This is a genomic window from Rhizobium sp. OAE497 (assembly GCF_040546565.1).
Taxonomy (GTDB): domain Bacteria; phylum Pseudomonadota; class Alphaproteobacteria; order Rhizobiales; family Rhizobiaceae; genus Rhizobium.
This window is the reverse complement of the sequence record NZ_JBEPOA010000001.1, coordinates 3,170,692-3,189,705: the sequence shown is the minus strand read 5'-3', so window position 1 is coordinate 3,189,705 and position 19,014 is coordinate 3,170,692. Positions and strand designations below refer to the sequence as shown.

The 19,014-nt window shown below is 62.2% G+C and carries 21 protein-coding genes; 10 read left to right on the top strand and 11 right to left on the bottom strand.

Going from position 1 to position 19,014, the window contains the following annotated elements:
• Positions 1-71: 71 nt before the first annotated feature.
• On the bottom strand, positions 72-1,136 hold the full coding sequence (locus ABIE40_RS16100) for a helix-turn-helix domain-containing protein (RefSeq protein ID WP_199629027.1): 1,065 nt from the start codon (positions 1,134-1,136) through the stop codon (positions 72-74).
• Positions 1,137-1,292: 156 nt separating this feature from the next.
• On the opposite strand from ABIE40_RS16100, the gene ABIE40_RS16095 reads away from it, so the two are divergent.
• Positions 1,293-2,000, top strand: coding sequence for a hypothetical protein (locus ABIE40_RS16095; protein ID WP_199629028.1), 708 nt, complete (start codon positions 1,293-1,295; stop codon positions 1,998-2,000).
• Here the strand turns inward: ABIE40_RS16095 and ggt are convergent, their stop codons facing one another.
• The 7 genes from ggt to ABIE40_RS16060 all read right to left on the bottom strand — a co-directional run bounded on the left by ggt (position 2,001) and on the right by ABIE40_RS16060 (position 7,668).
• On the bottom strand, positions 2,001-3,743 hold the full coding sequence (gene ggt, locus ABIE40_RS16090; protein WP_199629029.1) for a gamma-glutamyltransferase: 1,743 nt from the start codon (positions 3,741-3,743) through the stop codon (positions 2,001-2,003). It lies immediately after the preceding gene.
• Between the two features lie 64 nt (positions 3,744-3,807).
• Positions 3,808-4,821 (bottom strand): alpha/beta fold hydrolase, encoded by a 1,014-nt coding sequence (locus ABIE40_RS16085; protein ID WP_199629030.1) that lies wholly within the window; start codon positions 4,819-4,821, stop codon positions 3,808-3,810.
• Positions 4,822-4,883: 62 nt separating this feature from the next.
• A complete protein-coding gene (locus ABIE40_RS16080) occupies positions 4,884-5,498 on the bottom strand; it encodes a tetratricopeptide repeat protein (RefSeq protein ID WP_112719908.1) in 615 nt (204 codons plus the stop codon).
• Positions 5,499-5,609: 111 nt separating this feature from the next.
• The gene (gene ykgO, locus ABIE40_RS16075; protein ID WP_003582204.1) at positions 5,610-5,735 is read right to left on the bottom strand and encodes a type B 50S ribosomal protein L36; all 126 of its coding nucleotides are present in this window, start codon (positions 5,733-5,735) and stop codon (positions 5,610-5,612) included.
• 154 nt (positions 5,736-5,889) lie between these two features.
• Positions 5,890-6,954: a 5-(carboxyamino)imidazole ribonucleotide synthase gene (locus tag ABIE40_RS16070; protein ID WP_199629031.1), complete on the bottom strand. Its 1,065-nt coding sequence runs from the start codon at positions 6,952-6,954 to the stop codon at positions 5,890-5,892.
• The gene (purE, locus tag ABIE40_RS16065) at positions 6,951-7,445 is read right to left on the bottom strand and encodes a 5-(carboxyamino)imidazole ribonucleotide mutase (protein WP_112719906.1); all 495 of its coding nucleotides are present in this window, start codon (positions 7,443-7,445) and stop codon (positions 6,951-6,953) included. The genes ABIE40_RS16070 and purE overlap by 4 nt, the downstream gene beginning before the upstream one ends.
• Before the next feature lie 19 nt (positions 7,446-7,464).
• A complete protein-coding gene (locus tag ABIE40_RS16060; RefSeq protein WP_112719905.1) occupies positions 7,465-7,668 on the bottom strand; it encodes a YdcH family protein in 204 nt (67 codons plus the stop codon).
• Positions 7,669-7,896: 228 nt separating this feature from the next.
• On the opposite strand from ABIE40_RS16060, the gene ABIE40_RS16055 reads away from it, so the two are divergent.
• Positions 7,897-8,070, top strand: a complete 174-nt coding sequence (locus ABIE40_RS16055) for a YdcH family protein (protein WP_112719904.1) — start codon at positions 7,897-7,899, stop codon at positions 8,068-8,070.
• A 159-nt stretch (positions 8,071-8,229) separates the two neighbouring features.
• Here ABIE40_RS16055 and ABIE40_RS16050 read toward each other — a convergent pair whose 3' ends face one another.
• Positions 8,230-8,490, bottom strand: coding sequence for an ArsR/SmtB family transcription factor (locus ABIE40_RS16050; RefSeq protein ID WP_112719903.1), 261 nt, complete (start codon positions 8,488-8,490; stop codon positions 8,230-8,232).
• Between the two features lie 149 nt (positions 8,491-8,639).
• Here ABIE40_RS16050 and ABIE40_RS16045 point away from each other — a divergent pair, with 149 nt between their 5' ends.
• On the top strand, positions 8,640-9,032 hold the full coding sequence (locus ABIE40_RS16045) for a GFA family protein (protein ID WP_199629032.1): 393 nt from the start codon (positions 8,640-8,642) through the stop codon (positions 9,030-9,032).
• Here the strand turns inward: ABIE40_RS16045 and ABIE40_RS16040 are convergent.
• A complete protein-coding gene (locus ABIE40_RS16040) occupies positions 9,029-9,793 on the bottom strand; it encodes a sulfite exporter TauE/SafE family protein (protein WP_112719901.1) in 765 nt (254 codons plus the stop codon). The two genes, ABIE40_RS16045 and ABIE40_RS16040, sit on opposite strands and share 4 nt — an antisense overlap.
• Before the next feature lie 107 nt (positions 9,794-9,900).
• Here ABIE40_RS16040 and ABIE40_RS16035 point away from each other — a divergent pair, with 107 nt between their 5' ends.
• Complete coding sequence (locus tag ABIE40_RS16035) at positions 9,901-10,557, top strand: thiamine phosphate synthase (protein WP_130282058.1); 657 nt, start codon at positions 9,901-9,903, stop codon at positions 10,555-10,557.
• Positions 10,558-10,567: 10 nt separating this feature from the next.
• Positions 10,568-11,647, top strand: coding sequence for a tetratricopeptide repeat protein (locus ABIE40_RS16030; RefSeq protein WP_199629033.1), 1,080 nt, complete (start codon positions 10,568-10,570; stop codon positions 11,645-11,647).
• 10 nt (positions 11,648-11,657) lie between these two features.
• Here ABIE40_RS16030 and ABIE40_RS16025 read toward each other — a convergent pair whose 3' ends face one another.
• On the bottom strand, positions 11,658-13,394 hold the full coding sequence (locus tag ABIE40_RS16025) for a methyl-accepting chemotaxis protein (protein ID WP_199629034.1): 1,737 nt from the start codon (positions 13,392-13,394) through the stop codon (positions 11,658-11,660).
• Between the two features lie 342 nt (positions 13,395-13,736).
• Between ABIE40_RS16025 and ABIE40_RS16020 the strand changes: the two genes are divergently transcribed.
• From ABIE40_RS16020 to ABIE40_RS16000, 5 genes are read left to right on the top strand one after another with little or no spacing between them, the layout of a single operon-like run.
• Positions 13,737-14,066, top strand: a complete 330-nt coding sequence (locus ABIE40_RS16020) for an STAS domain-containing protein (protein WP_246777437.1) — start codon at positions 13,737-13,739, stop codon at positions 14,064-14,066.
• Complete coding sequence (locus ABIE40_RS16015; RefSeq protein WP_112719896.1) at positions 14,063-14,431, top strand: response regulator; 369 nt, start codon at positions 14,063-14,065, stop codon at positions 14,429-14,431. Before ABIE40_RS16020 ends, ABIE40_RS16015 begins: the two co-directional genes overlap by 4 nt.
• Positions 14,428-16,503, top strand: a complete 2,076-nt coding sequence (locus ABIE40_RS16010) for a chemotaxis protein CheA (RefSeq protein ID WP_199629035.1) — start codon at positions 14,428-14,430, stop codon at positions 16,501-16,503. The genes ABIE40_RS16015 and ABIE40_RS16010 overlap by 4 nt, the downstream gene beginning before the upstream one ends.
• Entirely contained in the window at positions 16,500-17,003 is a 504-nt protein-coding gene (locus ABIE40_RS16005) for a chemotaxis protein CheW (protein ID WP_112719894.1), read from the top strand. Before ABIE40_RS16010 ends, ABIE40_RS16005 begins: the two co-directional genes overlap by 4 nt.
• Before the next feature lie 33 nt (positions 17,004-17,036).
• On the top strand, positions 17,037-18,749 hold the full coding sequence (locus ABIE40_RS16000; RefSeq protein ID WP_199629036.1) for a methyl-accepting chemotaxis protein: 1,713 nt from the start codon (positions 17,037-17,039) through the stop codon (positions 18,747-18,749).
• Positions 18,750-19,014: the final 265 nt, after the last annotated feature.

Here is a 19,014-nt window from a genome sequence, read left to right as displayed (position 1 = left end):
GGATGTTCTTTCGGCTGATGTGCTGGGCCATGAATAGAATGTGACAAAGCCGTTGTGAACGGCGGTTTTTGTCACGGTGACACGAATGCCGGGGCGCGGCTTGGGCTCGCGACCGTTCCGGCCTGCTCGCGCCGCCGGTATTCGGTCGGGCTCGCGCCTGTCACCCGCAGGAATTCGCGATTGAAGTTTGACTTGCTGATGAAGCCCGCCTCGAACATGACGCTGGTGACCGGCAGCTCGGTGCGGACGAGCTGATCGCAGGCAAAACGGATGCGGAACTCGTTGACATATTGCGAGACGCTCATGCCGTGGATGCGGTTGACCGCCGTCGAGACGCTGCGGGCCGGCAGGCCGAGCTTGCGGGCGATGCGGCTCAGATTGAGTTCGGGACCGCGGTAGATCTGCCTGGTCTCCATCAGGCTGTCGAGATGGGCGGCAACGGCGCCATCCTCCTCGGTCGGCAGGCTGGGCGGGGGTGGCGCGGCTTCGGTTGCCGGCTGCTCCGGCTGGCTTGTTCCGGCAGCGGCCGCCGCGCTGCCGAGGATCAGCAGCACAATGACATTGCCGAGCGCCACGATCCGCCCGGCATGGGCGCCGCCGGTATTGTCGAAATCCAGGCTGATGAAGACGTCGCTGAGCGAAGAGGCGATCAGGGCGACGGCCGTTACCATCAGGGAGCGATGGGAGAGGAAGGCGCCGTCGAGCCGCGAGGCGACGAGGCCATCGGCGCCGCTGCGCGAGATCCAGAGCAGGCTGAGGCCGTAGCCGAGAAAGATCAGGATCAGGCTCAGACCGACGATATCGCGCCAGAAGGCGAAGGAGAGCGCCACGCCGATCGCCGGCAGAAGATGCGGCCATTGGCGCTTCAGCGGACGCGGCGTCTCAAGTGTCAGGTCGGCGAAGCTGGCGAAGGAAAGCGGTGCGACGAGTGCCGCCAGCACTGCCTGAAACGGCATGATGGCGAGCGTGTCATAGCCCCAGCGAAAGCCGATGAGGACGGATTGCAGGGCATAGGCGGCGATCAGCGCCAGAAACAGCCGGCGGCCGGGCGCATTCCATTCCTCCGTCCGCAGCATCCTGACGAGCAGGATGAGCAGCAGCAGTGCGACGACGAAGGGCAGCGGCACGAAAATCATGGTCGGCGTCCGGATGATAGCCTTGAGGATATGAGCACGAGAATGGCCTCGATCGCAATTGCGGGCGACCCGAAACACGATCGAGGTCTCCGGAAAGTGGTGTGAATTGCATCGTGGTTTCGCCGGATCTGCCGGCCTTATTCAAGGAGCAAACCGATGAGCCTCATCCTTTCCATTCCGCTTTTCTTCATGACCCTGCTGTCGGCCTTCGGCGGCTCGATCACGCCGGGCGAGACATTCGATATCACCGCGATCCGCTCGATCGTCATCCGCGGCGATTCCAGCTCGATCCGGATCACCACGGATGCCGGCAGGCCCTATGAGGCCGTGACGACGGGGCGGCGCATCGGCTGGTTCTCGTCCTGGTATTCGAACTGGTTCTTCAATGCCTGCAAGGATGAGAGCCGGGTGCAGATCGACGGGACGTCGATGACGATCGATGTCGCGGTGTCGGCCTGGAGCGATATCGGCGATTGCGCGCCCGATGTCTCGGCCAACGTTCCGGCGGGGGCTTCCGTTAAGATCGACCAGCATGCCTTCATGGCGCGGCTCGACGGCAATTTCTCGAGCTTTCGCACATCGGGCAATGCCGCCGATATCACCCTCGACGGTCATGCGTCGGAGGTCGATATCTCCGGAACGGCTGTGCGGGCGAACCTCACCTATGCGTCCATCGCCAGGGACGAAAAGATCGGCATCGAGGCGACCTCGCTCGATGCCACGCTTGGGTTTGGAGCGGACGTGCCGGTCGATTACACGGTTACGGCCAAGGCATCGCTTGTCGATGCCGAGAAGCCGAGCGTGCCGGGTGCCAAACCGCAGGTGACGATCCGGGGCGATTATGTCCGCGCCCGGATCCGCTGATCAGTAACCCTTGGCAGCGCCCTCGACGGCGCGGCTGTCCATGGCGCCGTAATAGCGTGCGCCGCCGCCCTTTTCGATATGGGCAAGGCTCTTGCCGCCGACGAGGATGCCAGCTGCCTGGCCCCAGACCGGCGCGTCATTGCCGCCGTCGAATGTGTAGCCCATGGCGGCGAGCGTCTTTTCCGTGTCCGGCGAAAGCGCGTAGGGCTCGAGGAAGACCTTGTCCGGCTGCCACTGGTGGTGGATGCGCGGGGCGTTGACGGCCTGGCTGATATCCATGCCGAAATCGATGACGTTGAGGATCGCTTCCAGCGTGATGGTGATGATGCGCGAGCCGCCGGGGCTGCCGATCACCATAAAGGGCTTGCCGTCCTTGGAGATGATCGTCGGGCTCATCGAGGAGAGCGGCGTCTTCTTCGGCGCGATGGCGTTCGCCTCGCCCTGTACGAGGCCGTAGAGGTTCGGCACGCCGGGCTTGGAGGTGAAGTCGTCCATCTCGTTGTTGAGCAGGATGCCGGTGCCGGGTGCGACGACGCCGGCGCCGAAGGAGCCGTTCAGCGTGTAGGTGACGGCCACCGCATTGCCCTCGTCGTCGATGATCGAGTAATGCGTCGTCTCGGTGCTTTCCTTGCCGCCGAGCGGCTTCAGGTCGGCCGACTTGCCGGCCTTGTAGGGATCGATCTTTTCGCGGATCTCCGTGGCATAGCCCTTGTCGAGCAGCTTGCTCACCGGGTTGTCGACGAAGTCGGGGTCGCCGAGTGCGGCGTTGCGGTCGACATAGGCGTAGCGCATGGCTTCCACCATCGCATGCACCGTTTCGGCCGAGCCATAGCCGAGATAGGAGAGCGGGTAGCCTTCGAGGACGTTGAGAATCTCGCAGATGATGACGCCGCCGGATGAGGGCGGGGGCGAGGAGACGATGTCGTAGCCGCGGTAATTGCACTCGATCGGCTTCAGCTCGCGGACGGAATATTGCTCGAAATCCTCCTTGGCGAGAATGCCGCCCTTTGACTGGCTGGCCTTGACGATCGCCTCGGCGGGCGCGCCCTTGTAGAAGGCGTCGGGGCCCTTCTCGGAGATTGCCTGGAGTACGGTACCGAGCTCCGGCTGAACAAGCTTTTCGCCGGCGGCCAGCGGCTTGCCGTCCTTCAGGAAGATCTTCGCGGCAGCTTCGTCCTTGGCGAGGCGCTTGGCGCTGTCGGCGAGGATTGCGGCATCGCCCTGCTCGAAGGTGAAGCCGTCCTTGGCGAAGGCGATGGCAGGTGCGAGAAGATCGGCACGCGACTTGGTGCCGTATTTCTCGCGGGCGGTCTCGAAGCCCATGACGGAGCCGGGGACACCGACGGCGAGATAGCCATCAAGGCTGGCGCGCGGCACGATATCGCCCTTGGCGTCGAGATACATGGTCTTCGTGGCGGCAAGCGGTGCGCGCTCGCGGAAATCGAGGAAGGTGGTCTTGCCGTCCTTCATGCGGATGGTCATGAAGCCGCCGCCGCCGATATTGCCGGCGGTCGGATAGACGACGGCGAGCGCATAGCCGACGGCGACTGCGGCATCGACGGCATTGCCGCCATTCTTCAGAACCTCGACGCCGACATCGGTCGCCAGATGCTGGGCGGTCACCACCATGCCATGCTGCCCTTCGACGGGCGCGGGCGAGGCGGCGAAACTGGTGGAAAGCGGGCTGAGAGAGAAAGCGAAAGCGGTGAAAAGCGAAATGGTTCTGGCCTGAAGCCGGTCCATGAAATCCCCTCCAAAAGATAAATTATCGAGTGGATATGGTTCGGCTTTTCGCCGGTGCAAGGCTTCAGGCGGCAACTGCCGCTATCTCTCCGGCAAGGCGCGCTTCCGCTACGCGTGCGGCGGCCTGCAGATCGCGCGGAAGACCGGCGATCTTTTCGAGCGCGGCGATCGCTACATCGGTCGCGAGATAATCCGGCTTGTGGCCGACGCCGCGGATCTTCACCAGCTCGGAGCCGGCGATATCGCGGGCAAGACCCTGCGAATGAAGATGCTCCCAGACGATATCGTCGCTGTCTCCTGTTATGATCACCGTCGGCGCGGCAATCTCGGGGTAGCGGTGCGATTCCGCCTCAAGATAGGCGTGGAGACGCGTGAAGTCGGCGGCGTTGTTGTAGAAGGTATCGGGGCGCAGCACGAGGGACGGGCCGGTGCTGGCGATATAGTCCGATGGCCTGAGGTTCGGGCGGAAGACGTTCAGCGTGCCCTGTTCGAGACGCCGCAGACCCATCGGCACGACGAGGGCATGATTGAACAGCCAGCCGAGAACGGGTGCCGTCGCGATGTGATAATACCAGTCGATACCGCCGGGCCATGGATGCGTCGCAGGCGCCAGAAACAACAGGCCCGCCGTCTTTTCCGGATGATGGACGCCGAAGGCGGCGGCAATGGCGCCGCCGAAGGAATGGCCGACGATGATCGCTTTCTCGATCCCGCGCTTTTCCATCAGTAGGGCGATCGCAGCGGCCTGGCCGGAAGGGATGGCGTTTTCAGGTCCGCCGCGTTCGGAATAGCCGTGGCCCGGCCGGTCGACGAAGAGCATTTCGGCGCGGCCCTGCAGCGGACGCAGGAAGGCGCCGGTCTGGTCGAGCAGATTGCCGCTGGCGCCGTGAATAAAGACGACGGGCGGCAGATCGGCAGTCTCCGGGCGCGGGAGATGCAGCGAGTTCAGGCGATAGCCGCCGACATCGATGAGTTCACCGACATTGGGATAGTCGCGTTCGAACTGGCGGGCCTTGTAGGAACTGTAACCGATCGCGGCGGCAATGGGGGCGAGGAGGGCGGAAACTTCGGCAAGCATGGTCGGACCGGGAGGGTGTATCACTTATCCCTAAGATTGGGTGCGGCGCGCCGCCGTCAAGATCAGGTCCGGCTGCCGGCGAGTTTTTCCGAAAGGGTGTTCACCTGCTCCTGCGCCGTGCGGTTGGCGGGGAAGACGTCGAGGAAGCGTTCCCATGCCTTCAGCGTCAGCTGGTCGTTGCCGGTGTCGTTGAGGATGGCCGCCATGCCCGACAGCGCGCCGAAATGGCGAGGGTCGAGTTCGAGCACATGCTCGATATCGGACATCGACTTGCGATAGTTGCCGGAAGCATAATTCAGCGTGGCGCGGCGGTTCCAGCTCTCGGCATAGGTCGGCTTCAGCGCGATCGCCTCGTCGAGGAAGTCGAGGGCGGCCGCGCTGCGCTTGTCCTCGATCGCCTTGTCGGCCCATTGCATCAGGAGATTGACGGTGGCGCTGCCGGAATCATTCCATTCCATGCGGATTTCCTGAGCGATGCCGTTCGCCTTCTCGGGATCACGCTCGCGCTTCAGCTGCGCGTAGAGATTGTCGAGGCGTTGCTTGGGGGAGGCATTGGCATCCGGCTGCTCGACAATAACGTCCTTTTCCGCAGCGGCGGCAGGAGCGATTGGAGCGAGGAGACCAAGGGTCAGCGGCAGGGCCGCGGAGAGCAAAGCAAAAAAGCGCATGGCGGACAATGTAGCCCGCCAACGCACAAGATCAAAGAAAATTTGACGTGATCACCGCAGCGACCCACCGGAAAGCATGGCAGCGGCACGAATGCCGCCCAGATGCCCCGGAACGCTAGATCAGCCCTGACGAGCCTTGTAGCGCGGGTTCAGCTTGTTGATGATGTAGATGCGGCCCTTGCGGCGAACCAGACGGTTGTCACGGTGACGAGCCTTGAGCGACTTGAGCGAATTCTTGATCTTCATTTTTCTGATCCGCGATCTCTGGGGGGAATTTCACATTCGCCCGTATCTTTAAACATTCAAAAGCGCGCTCGTGGCGCGCCTTTAGGTTGGGCAGGCAGATAACCCGATGGCATTCCTGTGTCAACCACATGAAGGCCTTTTATCCGGCAAAATCCTAGGTTTTCGCCGTCAGCACCGTCACGTGGCCCATCTTGCGGCCCGGCCGGGACTCGGTCTTGCCGTAGAGATGGACGAGGGCATCCTTGCGCTTCAGCCAGTCCGGTACGGTCAGGATGTCGTCGCCGATCAGGTTCTGCATCACGCAGTCCGAATGGCGCCCGGCATCGCCGAGCGGCAGGCCGCCGACAGCGCGAATGTGCTGCTCGAACTGAGAAACCACGCAGGCGGCCTCCGTCCAGTGGCCGGAATTGTGGACGCGCGGCGCCATCTCGTTGGCAATCAGGCCGCCGTCGGCGAGCACGAAGAACTCGATGCCGATGACGCCGACATAGCCGAGCGAGGAGAGAATTGTCCCGGCGGCCTCGCGGGCAGCCTCGGCGGTGGCGTCCGAAATCGATGCCGGGATCGTCGAGGTATGGAGGATACCATTCCTGTGGACATTCTCGGCCGGATCGAAGGCAACGACGGTGCCGTCGGTCGAGCGGGCGGCAATGATCGAGACCTCACGCTCGAAGGCGACGAAGCTTTCGAGAATCAGCGGCACGCTGCCGAGCGCGGCATAGGCGCCCTCGGCGCTATCGGCCGGCGAGCGGAATACTTTCTGCCCCTTGCCGTCGTAGCCGAGGCGGCGGGTCTTGAGCACGCCCTGCCCACCGAAATCCTTGAGCGCCGCTTCCAGGTCTTCCTGGCTGTCGACGGCATGGAATTTCGCGGTCGGGATGCCGCAGTCATTGATGAAGCGCTTTTCGACCAGACGGTCCTGCGCCGCTTCGAGAGCCTTCGGCGGCGGATAGACCGGCACGCTTGCGGCGAGCGTTGCGGCGGCGGCAACGGGCACGTTCTCGAATTCGTAGGTAACGACGTCGCAGAGCTTGGCGAGCTCGGCAAGCGCTGCCGGGTCGTCATAAGCGGCGGTGATCTGGCGGTTGGCCACCTGGGCGGCCGGAGAATCGGCTTGTGGCTCCAGAATGACGGTGCGGAAGTTCAGCCGGGCTGCGGCCATGGCAAGCATGCGGCCGAGCTGGCCGCCGCCAATGATGCCGATCGTCTTTGCAGTCATCTGTCGTCCATCGGGTATTCGGCGATCGCTCCGCTCTGGCGTTCGCGCCATTCGTCGAGCCGGTCGGCGATATCTTCATCGGAAAGGGCGAGAACCGCGGCGGCGAGCAGCGCCGCATTGATGGCGCCCGCCTTGCCAATCGCCAGAGTGCCGACGGGAATGCCGCCCGGCATCTGCACGATCGAGAGAAGGCTGTCCTGGCCGGACATGGTTTTCGACTGAACCGGAACGCCGAAGACCGGGAGCGGTGTGAAGGCGGCCGTCATGCCCGGAAGGTGGGCTGCGCCACCGGCGCCGGCGATGATCACCTTGAAGCCTTCATCACGCGCGTTCTTGGCGAAGTTGACCATCCGGTCCGGCGTGCGGTGCGCAGAGATGATGCGCGCCTCGTAGGGAATTTCGAGCGCCTCGAGCGTGTCGGCGGCGTTCTTCATGGTTTCCCAGTCGGACTGGCTGCCCATGATGATGGCAACGGGTGGTCTGTCTGTCATCGTCAACGGCACGTCCCCTTCAGGCGATGATATCCGGGATAATCTGATCCTCGATCTTCGTCAGCTTGTCCTTGATCACAAGCTTCTTCTTCTTCATGCGCTGTACGCGCAGAGCATCGCAGCCGGTAGCAATCATGGCGTTGATCGCGGCGTCATAATCCTCGTGCTCCTGCCGCAGCCGAGCTGCCATGAGCCTGATTTCCGCCTGTTCCTGATCGGCCATTTGCATTCCCCATTACCGTCCTCGGACCTTGTCCGTTCTGCCGATGATTTCCGCAAGCTCCTATCACCAAATAGCGGTAACGGGAAGTTAGTGTTGATCATGAATTTGCCATCTAGGCACCACGTTTTCGCCTTCGACAAGCCTTCAAAAATATGTCACAGTCGAAAGGTTGACGCCTAGAACTCCAGCGATGGATGGCTGGGGAAGGCAAGAGGAAGGAAGGGTCAAATGACTGTTCAAGCTCATCTTGAGTCACTTGAGAAGAAGCATGGAGCTCTTGAGGAGGAGCTGCACGCGCTGATGACATCTCCCTCTAAGCGCGATGCAGACATTGCAGAGTGCAAGCGCAGAAAGCTGCGTATCAAGGACGAAATCCAACGTCTGAAATCTTCCGTTCACTAATGGAATAACTCGAGATCACCGGTCGATCACTTGCAGTCTTGAAGGACAAAAATCCAAACTTTAAATAGGTTTAGCAAGGGCCCGGTGGCTTTACAAAATCGTGCGTCAGTCCATTCAGTGCGGAGTTGGACTGGCGCATTTTCATTTGTAGCGCGTGCTTTAGGCCCAGAACTGGTCCAGCCACAGATTGAGCCTGTCGAAACCGCGGTTGTTGACCGCGTAGATCCGCCGCGTACCCTCGGAGGTAACGGAGACGAGGTTCGAATCCAGAAGCGCCTTCAGGTGCTGTGAGACAGCAGGGCGGCTGATCGGGAGGGTTTCGGCGAGTTCGTTGACCGTCTTCGGCGCGCGCCTCAGCTGTTCCAGCAGGAACCGCCGGTTCGGATCTGATATCGCGGCGAAGGGGTCGATGTTCGACATGCCGAAACGCTACGTCAAAGACCGCTTTCCGGCAAGGAAATTGTGCGGTGCACCCAAGCTCGATTGTCTGCCGCTGAGCGCCCGGATTTGCTGTAAAGGCGGGCTTCGTTGTAAACCGTCAGCTCTCTTGGATGACGAGGAGATGCAGGATGGACCGCTTCACCGGTGGCTGCCTCTGCGGCAATGTCCGTTTTGCCGCGACGGGAGCGCCCTACCGCGTCGGCATTTGCCATTGTCTCGATTGCCGCAAGCATCACGGCGCCTTGTTTCATGCTTCGGCGATCTATCCTGAAGACGCAGTCGAGGTTCAAGGCGAGACGGGGAGCTATGCCGGCCGCTTCTTCTGCCCGCGCTGCGGGTCTCCGGTCTTTGGCCGTAGCGGCGATGAGGTCGAGCTCAATCTCGGCTCGTTCGACGAACCCAATCAGTTCAAGCCGACCTACGAGCTCTGGACCATCCGCCGCGAGGCGTGGCTGCCGGCGTTCCCCTGGGCCCGGAGCTATGAACGCGACCGCGACAATGCCGGTCGATCGGAAGACTAGAAACCGAGACCTTCGCGCATGATGAGGAACGCGGCGATCATCGCCATGGCATACATGAACGGATAGAAAATCTCCGGCTTCATGCGGCGCACGCACCAGGCGCCGGCGATCGTTGCCAGCGGTGCGAAGGGCAGGAGGGTCATCGAGGTGACCAAGTTCTTGGTGTCGAGCTGCCCGAGCGCGAAGTAGGGGATCAGCTTGACGGCATTGAGGATGGCGAAGAAGCGGACGCTGGTGCCGGTGAATTCGCGCGGCGGCAGCTTCAGCGGCAGGGCATAGATTTGGAAGGGTGCGCCGCCGGCATGGGCGACGAAGCTGCCATATCCCGACAGCGTGCCCCAGGCGCTCGCAAGGATCGGGCGCTGGCCGCGCGGCGGCACGACCTTTCCGGCGCCGGGGCCGAAATTGTTCCAGAAGTAGCGCAGGCAGAAAAGCACGGTGACCGTGCCGATGACGATGCGCAGCGCATTGCCGGGAATGAGTGCGGATGTCGCCCAGCCGAGCGCGATGCCGAAGAGCGCGCCGGGAAGCATGATCTTCAACGTCGTCCAGTCGCCATGCTGGCGCCAGATGATCAGCGAGATGATGTCCATGAAAACGAGGATCGGCAACAGGATCGCGGCGGCTTCGACCGGCGAGACGACGAGGGCGAGGAAGGGAACGCCGATCAGCGAAAGGGCATCTCCCATGCCGCCTTTCGCGAGGCCAACGAGCAGCACGGCGGGCACTGCCGCATAAAAGAATGACAGTTCCGGCAGCATGCTTTTCAAGTCCTCCCCTTGCCAGCCCCGTCTATCGGAATTACTCACACAAAACGAGTGCGGATTTACCGCCTGCTGGCGGAATCGGCAGAAAATGGAAAGACTTCATGAGCACCGAACCAGAAAACCGCTGCCGCCTGGTCCTGATCGCGCCTGACATTGCAGACGCCGACGAGAGGGCGAAGATTGTTGGCGATGCGCTGAAAGGCGGAGATGTCGCCTCGGTGATCGTGCCGCAATACGGCCTCGACGACGGCGTTTTCCAGAAGCACGCCGAAAAGCTGGTGCCGATCATCCAGGAAGCGGGCGCGGCTGCCCTGATCGCCGGCGACAGCCGCATCGTCGGCCGCGCGAAGGCCGATGGCCTGCATCTGACCGGCCCGGCTGCCGAGATCGCCGAAGCGATCGACAAATATGCCGACAAGCTGATCGTCGGCGGTGGCAATGCCACCGATCGCCACAATGCGCTGGAGATCGGCGAGGAACGTCCCGACTACATCTTCTTCGGCAAGCTCGACGGCGACATCAAGCCGGAAGCGCATCCGAAGAATGTCGCGCTCGGCGAATGGTGGGCGTCGATGATCGAAATTCCCTGCATGGTGATGGGCGGAACCGATCCTGCTTCGGCGCTCGTGGTTGCCGAATCCGGCGCCGAGTTCGTGGCGTTGCGGCTGGCTGTTTTTGCCGATCCGGCACAGGCGCCGGCGATCGTTGCGCAGGTCAACGCACTTCTTGACGAAAAAGCGCCACGGTTTGAGGATTGAAGTCGCGCTTATGCCGATCCGCGCCGTCCACATTCGCCGTCTGATTCTCGCCGCTGCCGCGTTTTCCGCGGCCATTCCCTATGCGGTGATGGCCCAGACGGTCGACAATGTGGTGACACGGCCGGTCGGCAGCGATGCCGAACCGCTGAAGAAGGGACGCCCGCCGGAAGGTGTGCAGCCCTCGACCGGTCTCGGCGTTCTCGACCGCATGGGCGCGAAGCTTCCCGACCTGCCGCCTGAGAAGGACTACAAGGGGCCGGTCGATGATGCCTATGGCGCCTATCAGCGCGGCTATTATCTGACGGCGATGCAGCTTGCACTGCCGCGCGCCCAGCTTGGCGATCCCGCCGCACAGACGCTGGTTGCCGAAATTCAGTATGCCGGTCTCGGTGTGCGCCGCGATCCGAAGAGCTCTGCTTTCTGGTACGGCAAGGCAGCCGAAGGCGGCGACGGCGCGGCGATGTTCAAATATGCGCTGATGCTGATGGCCGGCGAAGTCGTGCCTCGCGACAAGGCCAAGGCCGACGAATACATGAAGAAATCGGCTGATGCCGGCAATTCTTCCGCGCAGTTCAACTGGGGCCAGATCCTCACCTCCGACCATCCCGGCCAGGACGGACTGAAGCTCGCGCTGCCCTATTATGAGAAGTCGGCGGAGCAGGGCATTGCCGATGCTCAGTACGCCGTGGCCGAACTCTATTCGACAATGCCCGATATTCCGGACGAGAAGCGCCGTCTTGCGCGGCCCTGGATGGCGCGTGCTGCCCATGCCGGTTTCGATACCGCGCAGGTCGATCTTGCCGTCTGGATGGTCAATGGCCAGAACGGCCCGCGTGACTTCGTGCACGGTTTCCAGTGGATGCAGCTTGCCGCCAACCGCGGCAACGTGGTGGCGCAGAACAAGCTCGCGCATCTCTACATCTACGCGCTCGGCACCAAGCCCGATCCGATCGAGGCGGCCAAATGGTATGTGCTGTCACGCCGGGCCGGCCTGCCCGATCCTGAGCTTGAGGATTTCTTCCTGGGGATCGAGGACGATCAGCAGAAGGCGGCCATCGACCGGGCGAACAAGTTCCGCCGCCTTCCGTAGTCTTTAAGTCCTAGAACAGCGCGTCGGCGAAGAGGTCTTCGTCGTCACCGGCAGCCGCGGGGGCTGCCGTAGCGGCCGGTGCCGCTTCTTCTTCGATGGCCGGAATGATGGCGCGGTGGACGTTGCGTTCCTGAACCATCGTGTAGAGCTTGAAGATCTTGCGGTCGAGCGGAGCGATCAACTCGGCGATATCGTCGATATTGGCGATTTCCATACCGGCGACGTCTTCGAGAACGGTGGCGCAGCGCACCAGCGTTTCGCCGAGATCGTGTTCGAAGTCGAGCTTGCCGATCATCAGGGTGATCTTGCTGGCGACCTCGCGGCCGTGCTCGGCCAGAACCTTCAATTCCTCTTCCATCATGTCCGCGCCCGAACGGATGCTGCCGACGGCAGCCGTCAGGCTCTCGGCGAGACCGCCGGAATTGCCGCCTGCGGCAGGGGCCATGTTGCCTGCCGCTGCTTCGAGCGCAGGCAGGCCGTTCACGATCGCGTCGGCGGAATCGTCGAGCTTGCTTGCGAAGATGCGAAGCTCCGCGGTCACGACATTGATCGACTTGCCCTCTTCACCGAGACGGCTGCAGCGCAGGTTGGTGTTTAGTGCCATGTAGTTGATGTCGGTCTTGACGGCGCGAATATTGCCGATCGCTTCCAGAAGCTTGGCCGCGGTGCCGAGCGTCGACTGGCTGACCTGGTCGGCCTGACGGCTGGAGGCATCCACCTGCTTGACGATCTCGTGGGCGGCCGAAACGCTGGATTCCAGGGCGCGCATGAAATTGCCTTCGCCGCCGCCAGCCATCTGGTCGCGCAGCTTCATGATCTCGTGCGTGTCGTGGCCGAAGCTCTTGATCGTCTGCACGACATTCTGCGAGTCGCGGCTGAAATCGGCGGACATTTCCGCCATCTGTGCCGCGGTCAAATGATTGATGACATTGCGCAGCCGCTCGCGCTGGTCGGCATTCAATGCCTTGCCATCGCCATCGAGGAATTCGTCGAGCAGCGAGAAGGTGCTCTGGACGTGCTCGATGCGCTGACGGGTGATGTCGCCGATCTGCAGGGCCGAAAGGGTGGAGGCGACCTTGGACTGGACGCCGCGGGCGATCGCGCCGACTTCGCGGGCGATGACGCCGAGTTTCTGGCGGTGTTCGGCGATCTTCTGCGCATCCTGGCGCAGCGCGCCGGCAACGGCGGGCACGGTTTCCGAATAGCTCTTCGACAGGTTGGCGCCGACACTCAGCGCCAGCTTTACTTCCTTCTGCAGGCTGTCGAGGTGGCCGGCGAAGCGATTGACTTCCTCTGTGCCGGAATAGATGCGCTCAAGAATTTCCTGGGCGAAGCCAGCGAATTCCGGGAGACCGGCGCCGGTGATCTTCACCGTCACCGCGAAGGTGCGGAGATAACGCATGGTCTCCTGCATCTCGGCGATATGCTTGTGCAGGCCGCTGCCGGTTTCGGCGAGCGTCGCAAGTGCCGTCTGGCGCGCCTGTTCGGTGACCGGCAGGGCGGTCAGGCTTTCGACGGTGGCGCGCAGATCAGCGTCGGCATTGCTCGACTCATTGTTGTCGAGAGCCTTGGTGATGTTATCGAGGGAATTCAGCAAACGGTTGAGAACGTCCATGACGGACAGCAGCACCGTGCCGCCTTCCAGGAAGCGTTCTTCGACTTGGCTGCGCGCGGTTTCGAGCGTCTGACTGACCTCCGTACCGGTGGTCAACTCTATCGCCTGTGCCGATCCTGCCCCGTTTGCCACGTTGTTCCCTTTACTTATTACTTCTGCAAAACTGATGCTATTTTTACGGGCAGGATGGAAATGAGGGGTAAACGCCGGCGACTCGCCTGCGTTGTGATTAACGATGCGTAAAAAATGCGGAGCCTTTCTCGTTAGAAAGCTCTCATGTTAATTTAACCATATGATTTTGCTTATCAAAAATACCCATAAAAATTGCCGACTATAACTTATCTTGGGTAAGAATTTGGGAGTCGGGACTCGCGGCAATTGTAGATCGGTTACAACCACAGTTTACTCCCCGTTAAGCCTGTCATGAGAGTCCTTTAGAGGAATAAAAGTATTTCTCATGCCTCGGGGGCTGTCTTGAGCGGCGATAATCAGCATCGCGATTCTATATCATTGCCTGAAGTTCTAAGTATCAGGAATGTATTGGATCTTAGCGCGACAATTTCTAGTGAAATCGAAAGTAAAGATCGAATTATACTGGAAATTCCATCGAGTGCGGAGGCCGATCTGAGCTTCGTGCAACTCGTGGAATCCGCGCGCCGCCAGGCCAAGCTGCAAGGCAAGACCCTGACGCTCTCGTCCCCTGTTGGCGAGCGTATTCTCAAGGTTCTCGAACGCGCCGGCTTCGTCGAAGCCTTCACCGCCGAGGACGCGAAGTTCTGGTTGCATAAAGAGGTTACAGCATGAGCGCCAATATCCTGACAGTCGACGATTCCGCCAGCATCCGGCTGACGACCAAGGTCACGCTGACCAATGCGGGCTATACCATCACCGAGGCGGTCAACGGTGCCGAAGGTCTGGCAACCGCGCAGACCGCGCAGTTCGACCTGATCGTCACCGATCTGAACATGCCTGTCATGGACGGCCTGACGATGATCGAGGAGCTGCGCAAGCTGCCGAGCCAGGCGGGCGTGCCGATCATCTTCCTCACCACCGAGTCCGATGCCGATCTCAAGGCCCGCGCCAAGGCGGCCGGTGCCACCGGCTGGCTGACCAAGCCGTTCGATCCTGAAAACCTCGTGAAGATCGTCAAGAAAGTTCTCGGCAGATGAGCACGCTCGATCCGGTCGCAGTATTCCGCACGGAAGCCGCCGAATGCCTCGAGGCAATCGAGGCCGGGCTTCTCGATCTCACCCATCAGCTCGACGACAAGGGCCTCGTCGATGCCGTCTTCCGCGGCCTGCACACCCTCAAGGGTTCCGGCGCGATGTTCGGCTTCGAGGCGCTTGCAGCCTTCACGCATCACTGCGAGACGGCATTCGACCGCGTCCGCAAGGGCGAAGTTCCGGCAACCGCCGAACTGGTGGCGGCGGTACTGGCGGCGCAGGATCACATGCGCGCGCTCGTCGATCAGCCCGACGCCGACCACGGCGATACCGGGCAGAAACTGCTTGCCCAGCTGCAGGCCGCCGTCGGCGGTTCCGCAGCACCGAAGGAAGCGGCACCTGCTGTAGCGGCGCCCGCAGCCGTTGTTGCACCTGCTCCGCAGAAGAAGCTCAATCACTGGCGCATCCGCTTCAGCCTGCCGTCCAATGCGATGGCCAACGGCACCAACCCGCTCGGCCTGCTCGACGAGCTGCGCGAGCTCGGCGAATGCACGGTGCGCGCCAATACGGCCGGTATCCCGCCGCTTGGCGAATTCGTGGCGAACGAACTCTACATCTCCTGGGAAGTGACGCTGAAGAGCGAGCAGGACCGTTCGGCGATCGACGATGTTTTCATCTTCGTGATGGACGACATGGAGCTCGAGGTCGTCGATATCGATGACGCCGCCCCGGCGCCCGCGCCTGTCGCAGCCGAGCCGGTCAAGGCCGCCGAGCCCGCACCGGTCGCGGCGCCCGTTGCCGCACCGCAGGCTGCCGCCGCTCCGGCCTTCAAGCCGGTCGAGGCCGTTCCGGTCAAGCGCGATGCGCCGGCCGCTGCGGCCGTCGACAGCCGTCAGGCCAAGGCACAGGAGAACGTTCGTGTTCCCGCCGAGCGCCTCGACGAACTGATGGACCGCGTCGGCGAGCTCGTCATCGCCCAGTCCCGCCTCAGCCAGCTGGCAAGTTCAAGCTCGGATATCGCACTGCGCTCCGTCTCCGAAGAAATCGAGCGCCTGTCCGGCGAGCTTCGCGACACGATGATGGTGCTGCGCATGGTGCCGGTCGCCACGCTCTTCTCGCGCTTCCGCCGCCTCGTTCACGATCTTGCCCGCGAAACCGGCAAGTCGATCGAGCTGATCACCGAAGGCGAAAGCACCGAAGTCGACAAGACGGTCATCGAGCGCCTTGCCGATCCGCTCGTCCATCTTGTCCGCAACTCGATCGACCACGGCCTGGAAACCCCGGCCGACCGTCTTGCCGCCGGCAAGAGCGAAGCCGGTACCGTGACGCTGTCCGCCCGCCAGTCCGGTGGTGAAGTGATCATCTCGATCAAGGACGACGGCCGCGGCATCAACCGCGAACGGGTCCGCGCCAAGGCCGAATCCTCGGGCCTCATCGCTCCCGGCCAGCAGCTTTCCGATCAAGAACTGTTGCAGTTGATCTTCGCGCCGGGCTTTTCGACGGCTGCTACGATCACCAATCTCTCCGGCCGCGGCGTCGGCATGGATGTCGTCAAGAAGACGGTCGAGGCGCTGCGTGGCGCCATCGATATCGAGAGCCGTTCGGGCGAAGGTTCGGAAGTCTCGCTGCGCATCCCGCTGACGCTGGCGATCATCGACGGCCTTCTCGTTCGTGTCGGCTCCGGCCGCTACGTCATCCCGCTCTCGGCGGTCGAGGAATGCCTCGAACTGTCGCTGGAAGAGGATCTGCGTTCGCGCGGCCGCAGCTTCATCTCGCTGCGTGACAGCCTGGTGCCGTTCCTGCGCCTTCGCGATCTCTTCCGCACCGGGACCAAGCCCGACGTGCATCAGAAGGTCGTGGTCATCTCGACCGGCACGGAGCGCGTCGGCCTCGTCGTCGATCAGATCATCGGCGACCACCAGACGGTCATCAAGTCGATGTCGAAGCTGCACAACGACGTGGTCACCTTCTCCGGCGCCACCATTCTCGGCGACGGCAGCGTCGCACTCATTCTCGACGTCGGCCATCTCGTGGCCGCCGGTCAGCAACAGGAAGCGCAGATGAGGGTCGCAGGATGAGCGCCGTAGCCGAACGTGTAGACCAGCATTGGGCCTATGCCGAAGAAGTCGAGGTCCTGACCTTCGACATGAACGGCGAGACCTTCGCTCTCGAGGCCGTCATGGTTCAGGAAATCCTGGACCTGCTGCCGGAGACCGCCGTGCCCGGCGCGCAGTCCTATGTGGCGAGCGTCATCAATTTTCGCGGCAAGGTCATTCCGCTGGCGGACCTGCGCCTCGCCTTCGGCATGGAGGCGACGGAAGCGACGATCGACAGCCGCATCATCGTTATCGAAATCGACCTGCAGGGCGAGCGTACGCTCGTTGGCCTCAGGACGGACAAGGTGAATGAAGTCACCACGCTCGCAAAGACGGCGAGCGAACCACCGCCAAGTGTCGGCATGCGCTGGCGCGCCGACTACATCAATTGCCTCGTCAAGCGGGGAGGGGAGTTCATCATCATCCCCAATCTGCAGGCAATCTTCTCCGCCCGGCACGACAGCGCCGGCAACTCAAACTGAAACGCCGTTGATATCAGCTAGGGGGCTGGGACGATGCGACTGACAATTAAAGCCAAATTGGTGACAGCGTTCACCTTCATCATATTAATGCTCGTGGGCACGGCCGGTTACGGCATCATGAGCCTGGGTTCGCTCAACGACACGCTCGGCAACCTGCTCGCAGGCCCGGCCGCGCGTCTCGATCTTGCGCAGCAGATCAATATCGCGCAGCTCGAAGCGATCCGTCAGCAGAAGAACCTGCTCACGGCCCGCACGCCTGACGATATCGCGTCCTCGATTCAGAAGGGCGATCAGGCCCGCAAGGACTTCACCGACGCGTTCAACGGCGTCGTCGCGATCGCCAGCGAAGAAGGCAAGCCGCGCTGGGCGCAGATTGCCGAGTTCTCGAAGGCATTCAACCAGTCCGACGACCAGATCCGCGACCTCATGAAGGCCGGCAACCTGGACGCTGCCAACAATATCTCGATCACCACGGCCCGCGACTCCGCCAACAAGATCGATGCGGCTCTTGACGATATTCTGGCGCTTGAAAAGCAGCGCATGCAGGATGCCGACGACAGCGCTGACCAGCAGTATGCCTCGACCCGCACGGTCATGATCGGCGTTGCCGGTGCTGCGCTGGTTCTGGCCGCTATTGTCGCCTTCTGGATCGCCAACACGATCTCCAAGGGGCTCGCCCGCGCCAACACCGTCGTTCGCGAAGTCTCCGAAGGTGACCTGACGAAGACCGCCGAAATCACCAACCGCGACGAAATCGGCGAATTGCTCGGCAACGTCAACGTGATGATCGAGCGTCTGCGCGGCGTCGTTGCCGATGCTCTCTCGGCCGCTGACAACGTCTCCTCGGGCAGCCAGGAACTCTCGGCTTCCTCCGAGCAGGTTTCGCAGGGCGCGACCGAGCAGGCAGCATCTGCCGAAGAAGCATCCGCCTCGATGGAAGAGATGGCTGCCAACATCAAGCAGAACGCCGATAACGCCGCCCAGACGGAAAAGATCGCCCGCCAGTCGGCAAAGGATGCCGAGGCTTCCGGCGATGCCGTCAACCGCGCTGTCGATGCGATGCGCACGATCGCCGAGAAGATCGGCATCGTTCAGGAAATCGCCCGCCAGACGGACCTGCTCGCTCTGAACGCCGCCGTCGAAGCGGCCCGTGCAGGCGAACATGGCAAGGGCTTTGCGGTCGTTGCTTCGGAAGTCCGCAAACTGGCCGAACGCAGCCAGTCTGCCGCTGCCGAGATCAGCTCGATGTCGAGCGATACGGTCAAGGCTGCCCGCGACGCCGGCGAAATGCTGGGACGCCTGGTTCCGGATATCCGCAAGACCGCCGAACTCGTCTCCGAGATCAGTGCTGCTTGCCGCGAACAGGATATCGGCGCCTCGCAGATCAACGAAGCGATCCAGCAACTCGACAAGGTGACCCAGCAGAACGCCGGTGCATCGGAAGAAATGTCGGCGACGTCGGAAGAGCTTGCTGCACAGGCAGAAGAGCTGCAGGCCTCGATCGCCTTCTTCAAGGTCGATACCGCAGGTGCGGCCCGTTCCAGCGCGCAGCGCACGCCGGTCAAGGCCGTGACCAAGGTCGTCAAGGCTTCGGCTCCGGTTCGCAAGCCCGCCAGCGATCACTCGCACTTCAGCCATAGCAGCCAGTCGGTGTCGGCCCAGCAGGCCCGTGCCAAGGGCTTCGCACTCGACATGTCGATGGGCGGCCCGGACTCGCACGACGACGACTTCCGCGAAAGCGCCTGATCGATAGATGAACAAGTGCCGCGGGCTGAGAAGTCCGCGGCATGAAATGCCCGGCGTGTGTATGCGCCGGTGTCGATCGGCCCAGGCCACCGCAGGATGCGGACCGGCTTGAAGGCTCTCCGAGGGAGAAGCATCCGTGGCTGGCGCTCAGCGGTTTGCTGCCGATCGTGAAAAGGCCGGTACAAAACGGTGCCGGTGACGCGACGATGATTTTGGAACCAGCAAGACATTTCGAACGACTGCCGTCTGGGCGGCGCGGAAAGCC

Bases quoted from the DNA above. Each gene is read 5' to 3' on its own strand.
- ABIE40_RS16095 (WP_199629028.1), top strand. From the start codon at position 1,293: ATGAGCCTCATCCTTTCCATTCCGCTTTTCTTCATGACCCTGCTGTCG.
- ABIE40_RS16005 (WP_112719894.1), top strand. From the start codon at position 16,500: ATGAGCGCCGTAGCCGAACGTGTAGACCAGCATTGGGCCTATGCCGAA.
- ABIE40_RS16060 (WP_112719905.1), bottom strand. From the start codon at position 7,668: ATGGCCGATCAGGAACAGGCGGAAATCAGGCTCATGGCAGCTCGGCTG.
- ABIE40_RS16070 (WP_199629031.1), bottom strand. From the start codon at position 6,954: ATGACTGCAAAGACGATCGGCATCATTGGCGGCGGCCAGCTCGGCCGC.
- ABIE40_RS16010 (WP_199629035.1), top strand. From the start codon at position 14,428: ATGAGCACGCTCGATCCGGTCGCAGTATTCCGCACGGAAGCCGCCGAA.
- ABIE40_RS16015 (WP_112719896.1), top strand. From the start codon at position 14,063: ATGAGCGCCAATATCCTGACAGTCGACGATTCCGCCAGCATCCGGCTG.
- ABIE40_RS16050 (WP_112719903.1), bottom strand. From the start codon at position 8,490: ATGTCGAACATCGACCCCTTCGCCGCGATATCAGATCCGAACCGGCGG.
- ABIE40_RS16100 (WP_199629027.1), bottom strand. From the start codon at position 1,136: ATGATTTTCGTGCCGCTGCCCTTCGTCGTCGCACTGCTGCTGCTCATC.
- ABIE40_RS16055 (WP_112719904.1), top strand. From the start codon at position 7,897: ATGACTGTTCAAGCTCATCTTGAGTCACTTGAGAAGAAGCATGGAGCT.
- ykgO (WP_003582204.1), bottom strand. From the start codon at position 5,735: ATGAAGATCAAGAATTCGCTCAAGTCGCTCAAGGCTCGTCACCGTGAC.
- ABIE40_RS16030 (WP_199629033.1), top strand. From the start codon at position 10,568: ATGCCGATCCGCGCCGTCCACATTCGCCGTCTGATTCTCGCCGCTGCC.
- purE (WP_112719906.1), bottom strand. From the start codon at position 7,445: ATGACAGACAGACCACCCGTTGCCATCATCATGGGCAGCCAGTCCGAC.
- ABIE40_RS16035 (WP_130282058.1), top strand. From the start codon at position 9,901: ATGAGCACCGAACCAGAAAACCGCTGCCGCCTGGTCCTGATCGCGCCT.
- ABIE40_RS16085 (WP_199629030.1), bottom strand. From the start codon at position 4,821: ATGCTTGCCGAAGTTTCCGCCCTCCTCGCCCCCATTGCCGCCGCGATC.
- ABIE40_RS16040 (WP_112719901.1), bottom strand. From the start codon at position 9,793: ATGCTGCCGGAACTGTCATTCTTTTATGCGGCAGTGCCCGCCGTGCTG.
- ABIE40_RS16000 (WP_199629036.1), top strand. From the start codon at position 17,037: ATGCGACTGACAATTAAAGCCAAATTGGTGACAGCGTTCACCTTCATC.
- ABIE40_RS16045 (WP_199629032.1), top strand. From the start codon at position 8,640: ATGGACCGCTTCACCGGTGGCTGCCTCTGCGGCAATGTCCGTTTTGCC.
- ggt (WP_199629029.1), bottom strand. From the start codon at position 3,743: ATGGACCGGCTTCAGGCCAGAACCATTTCGCTTTTCACCGCTTTCGCT.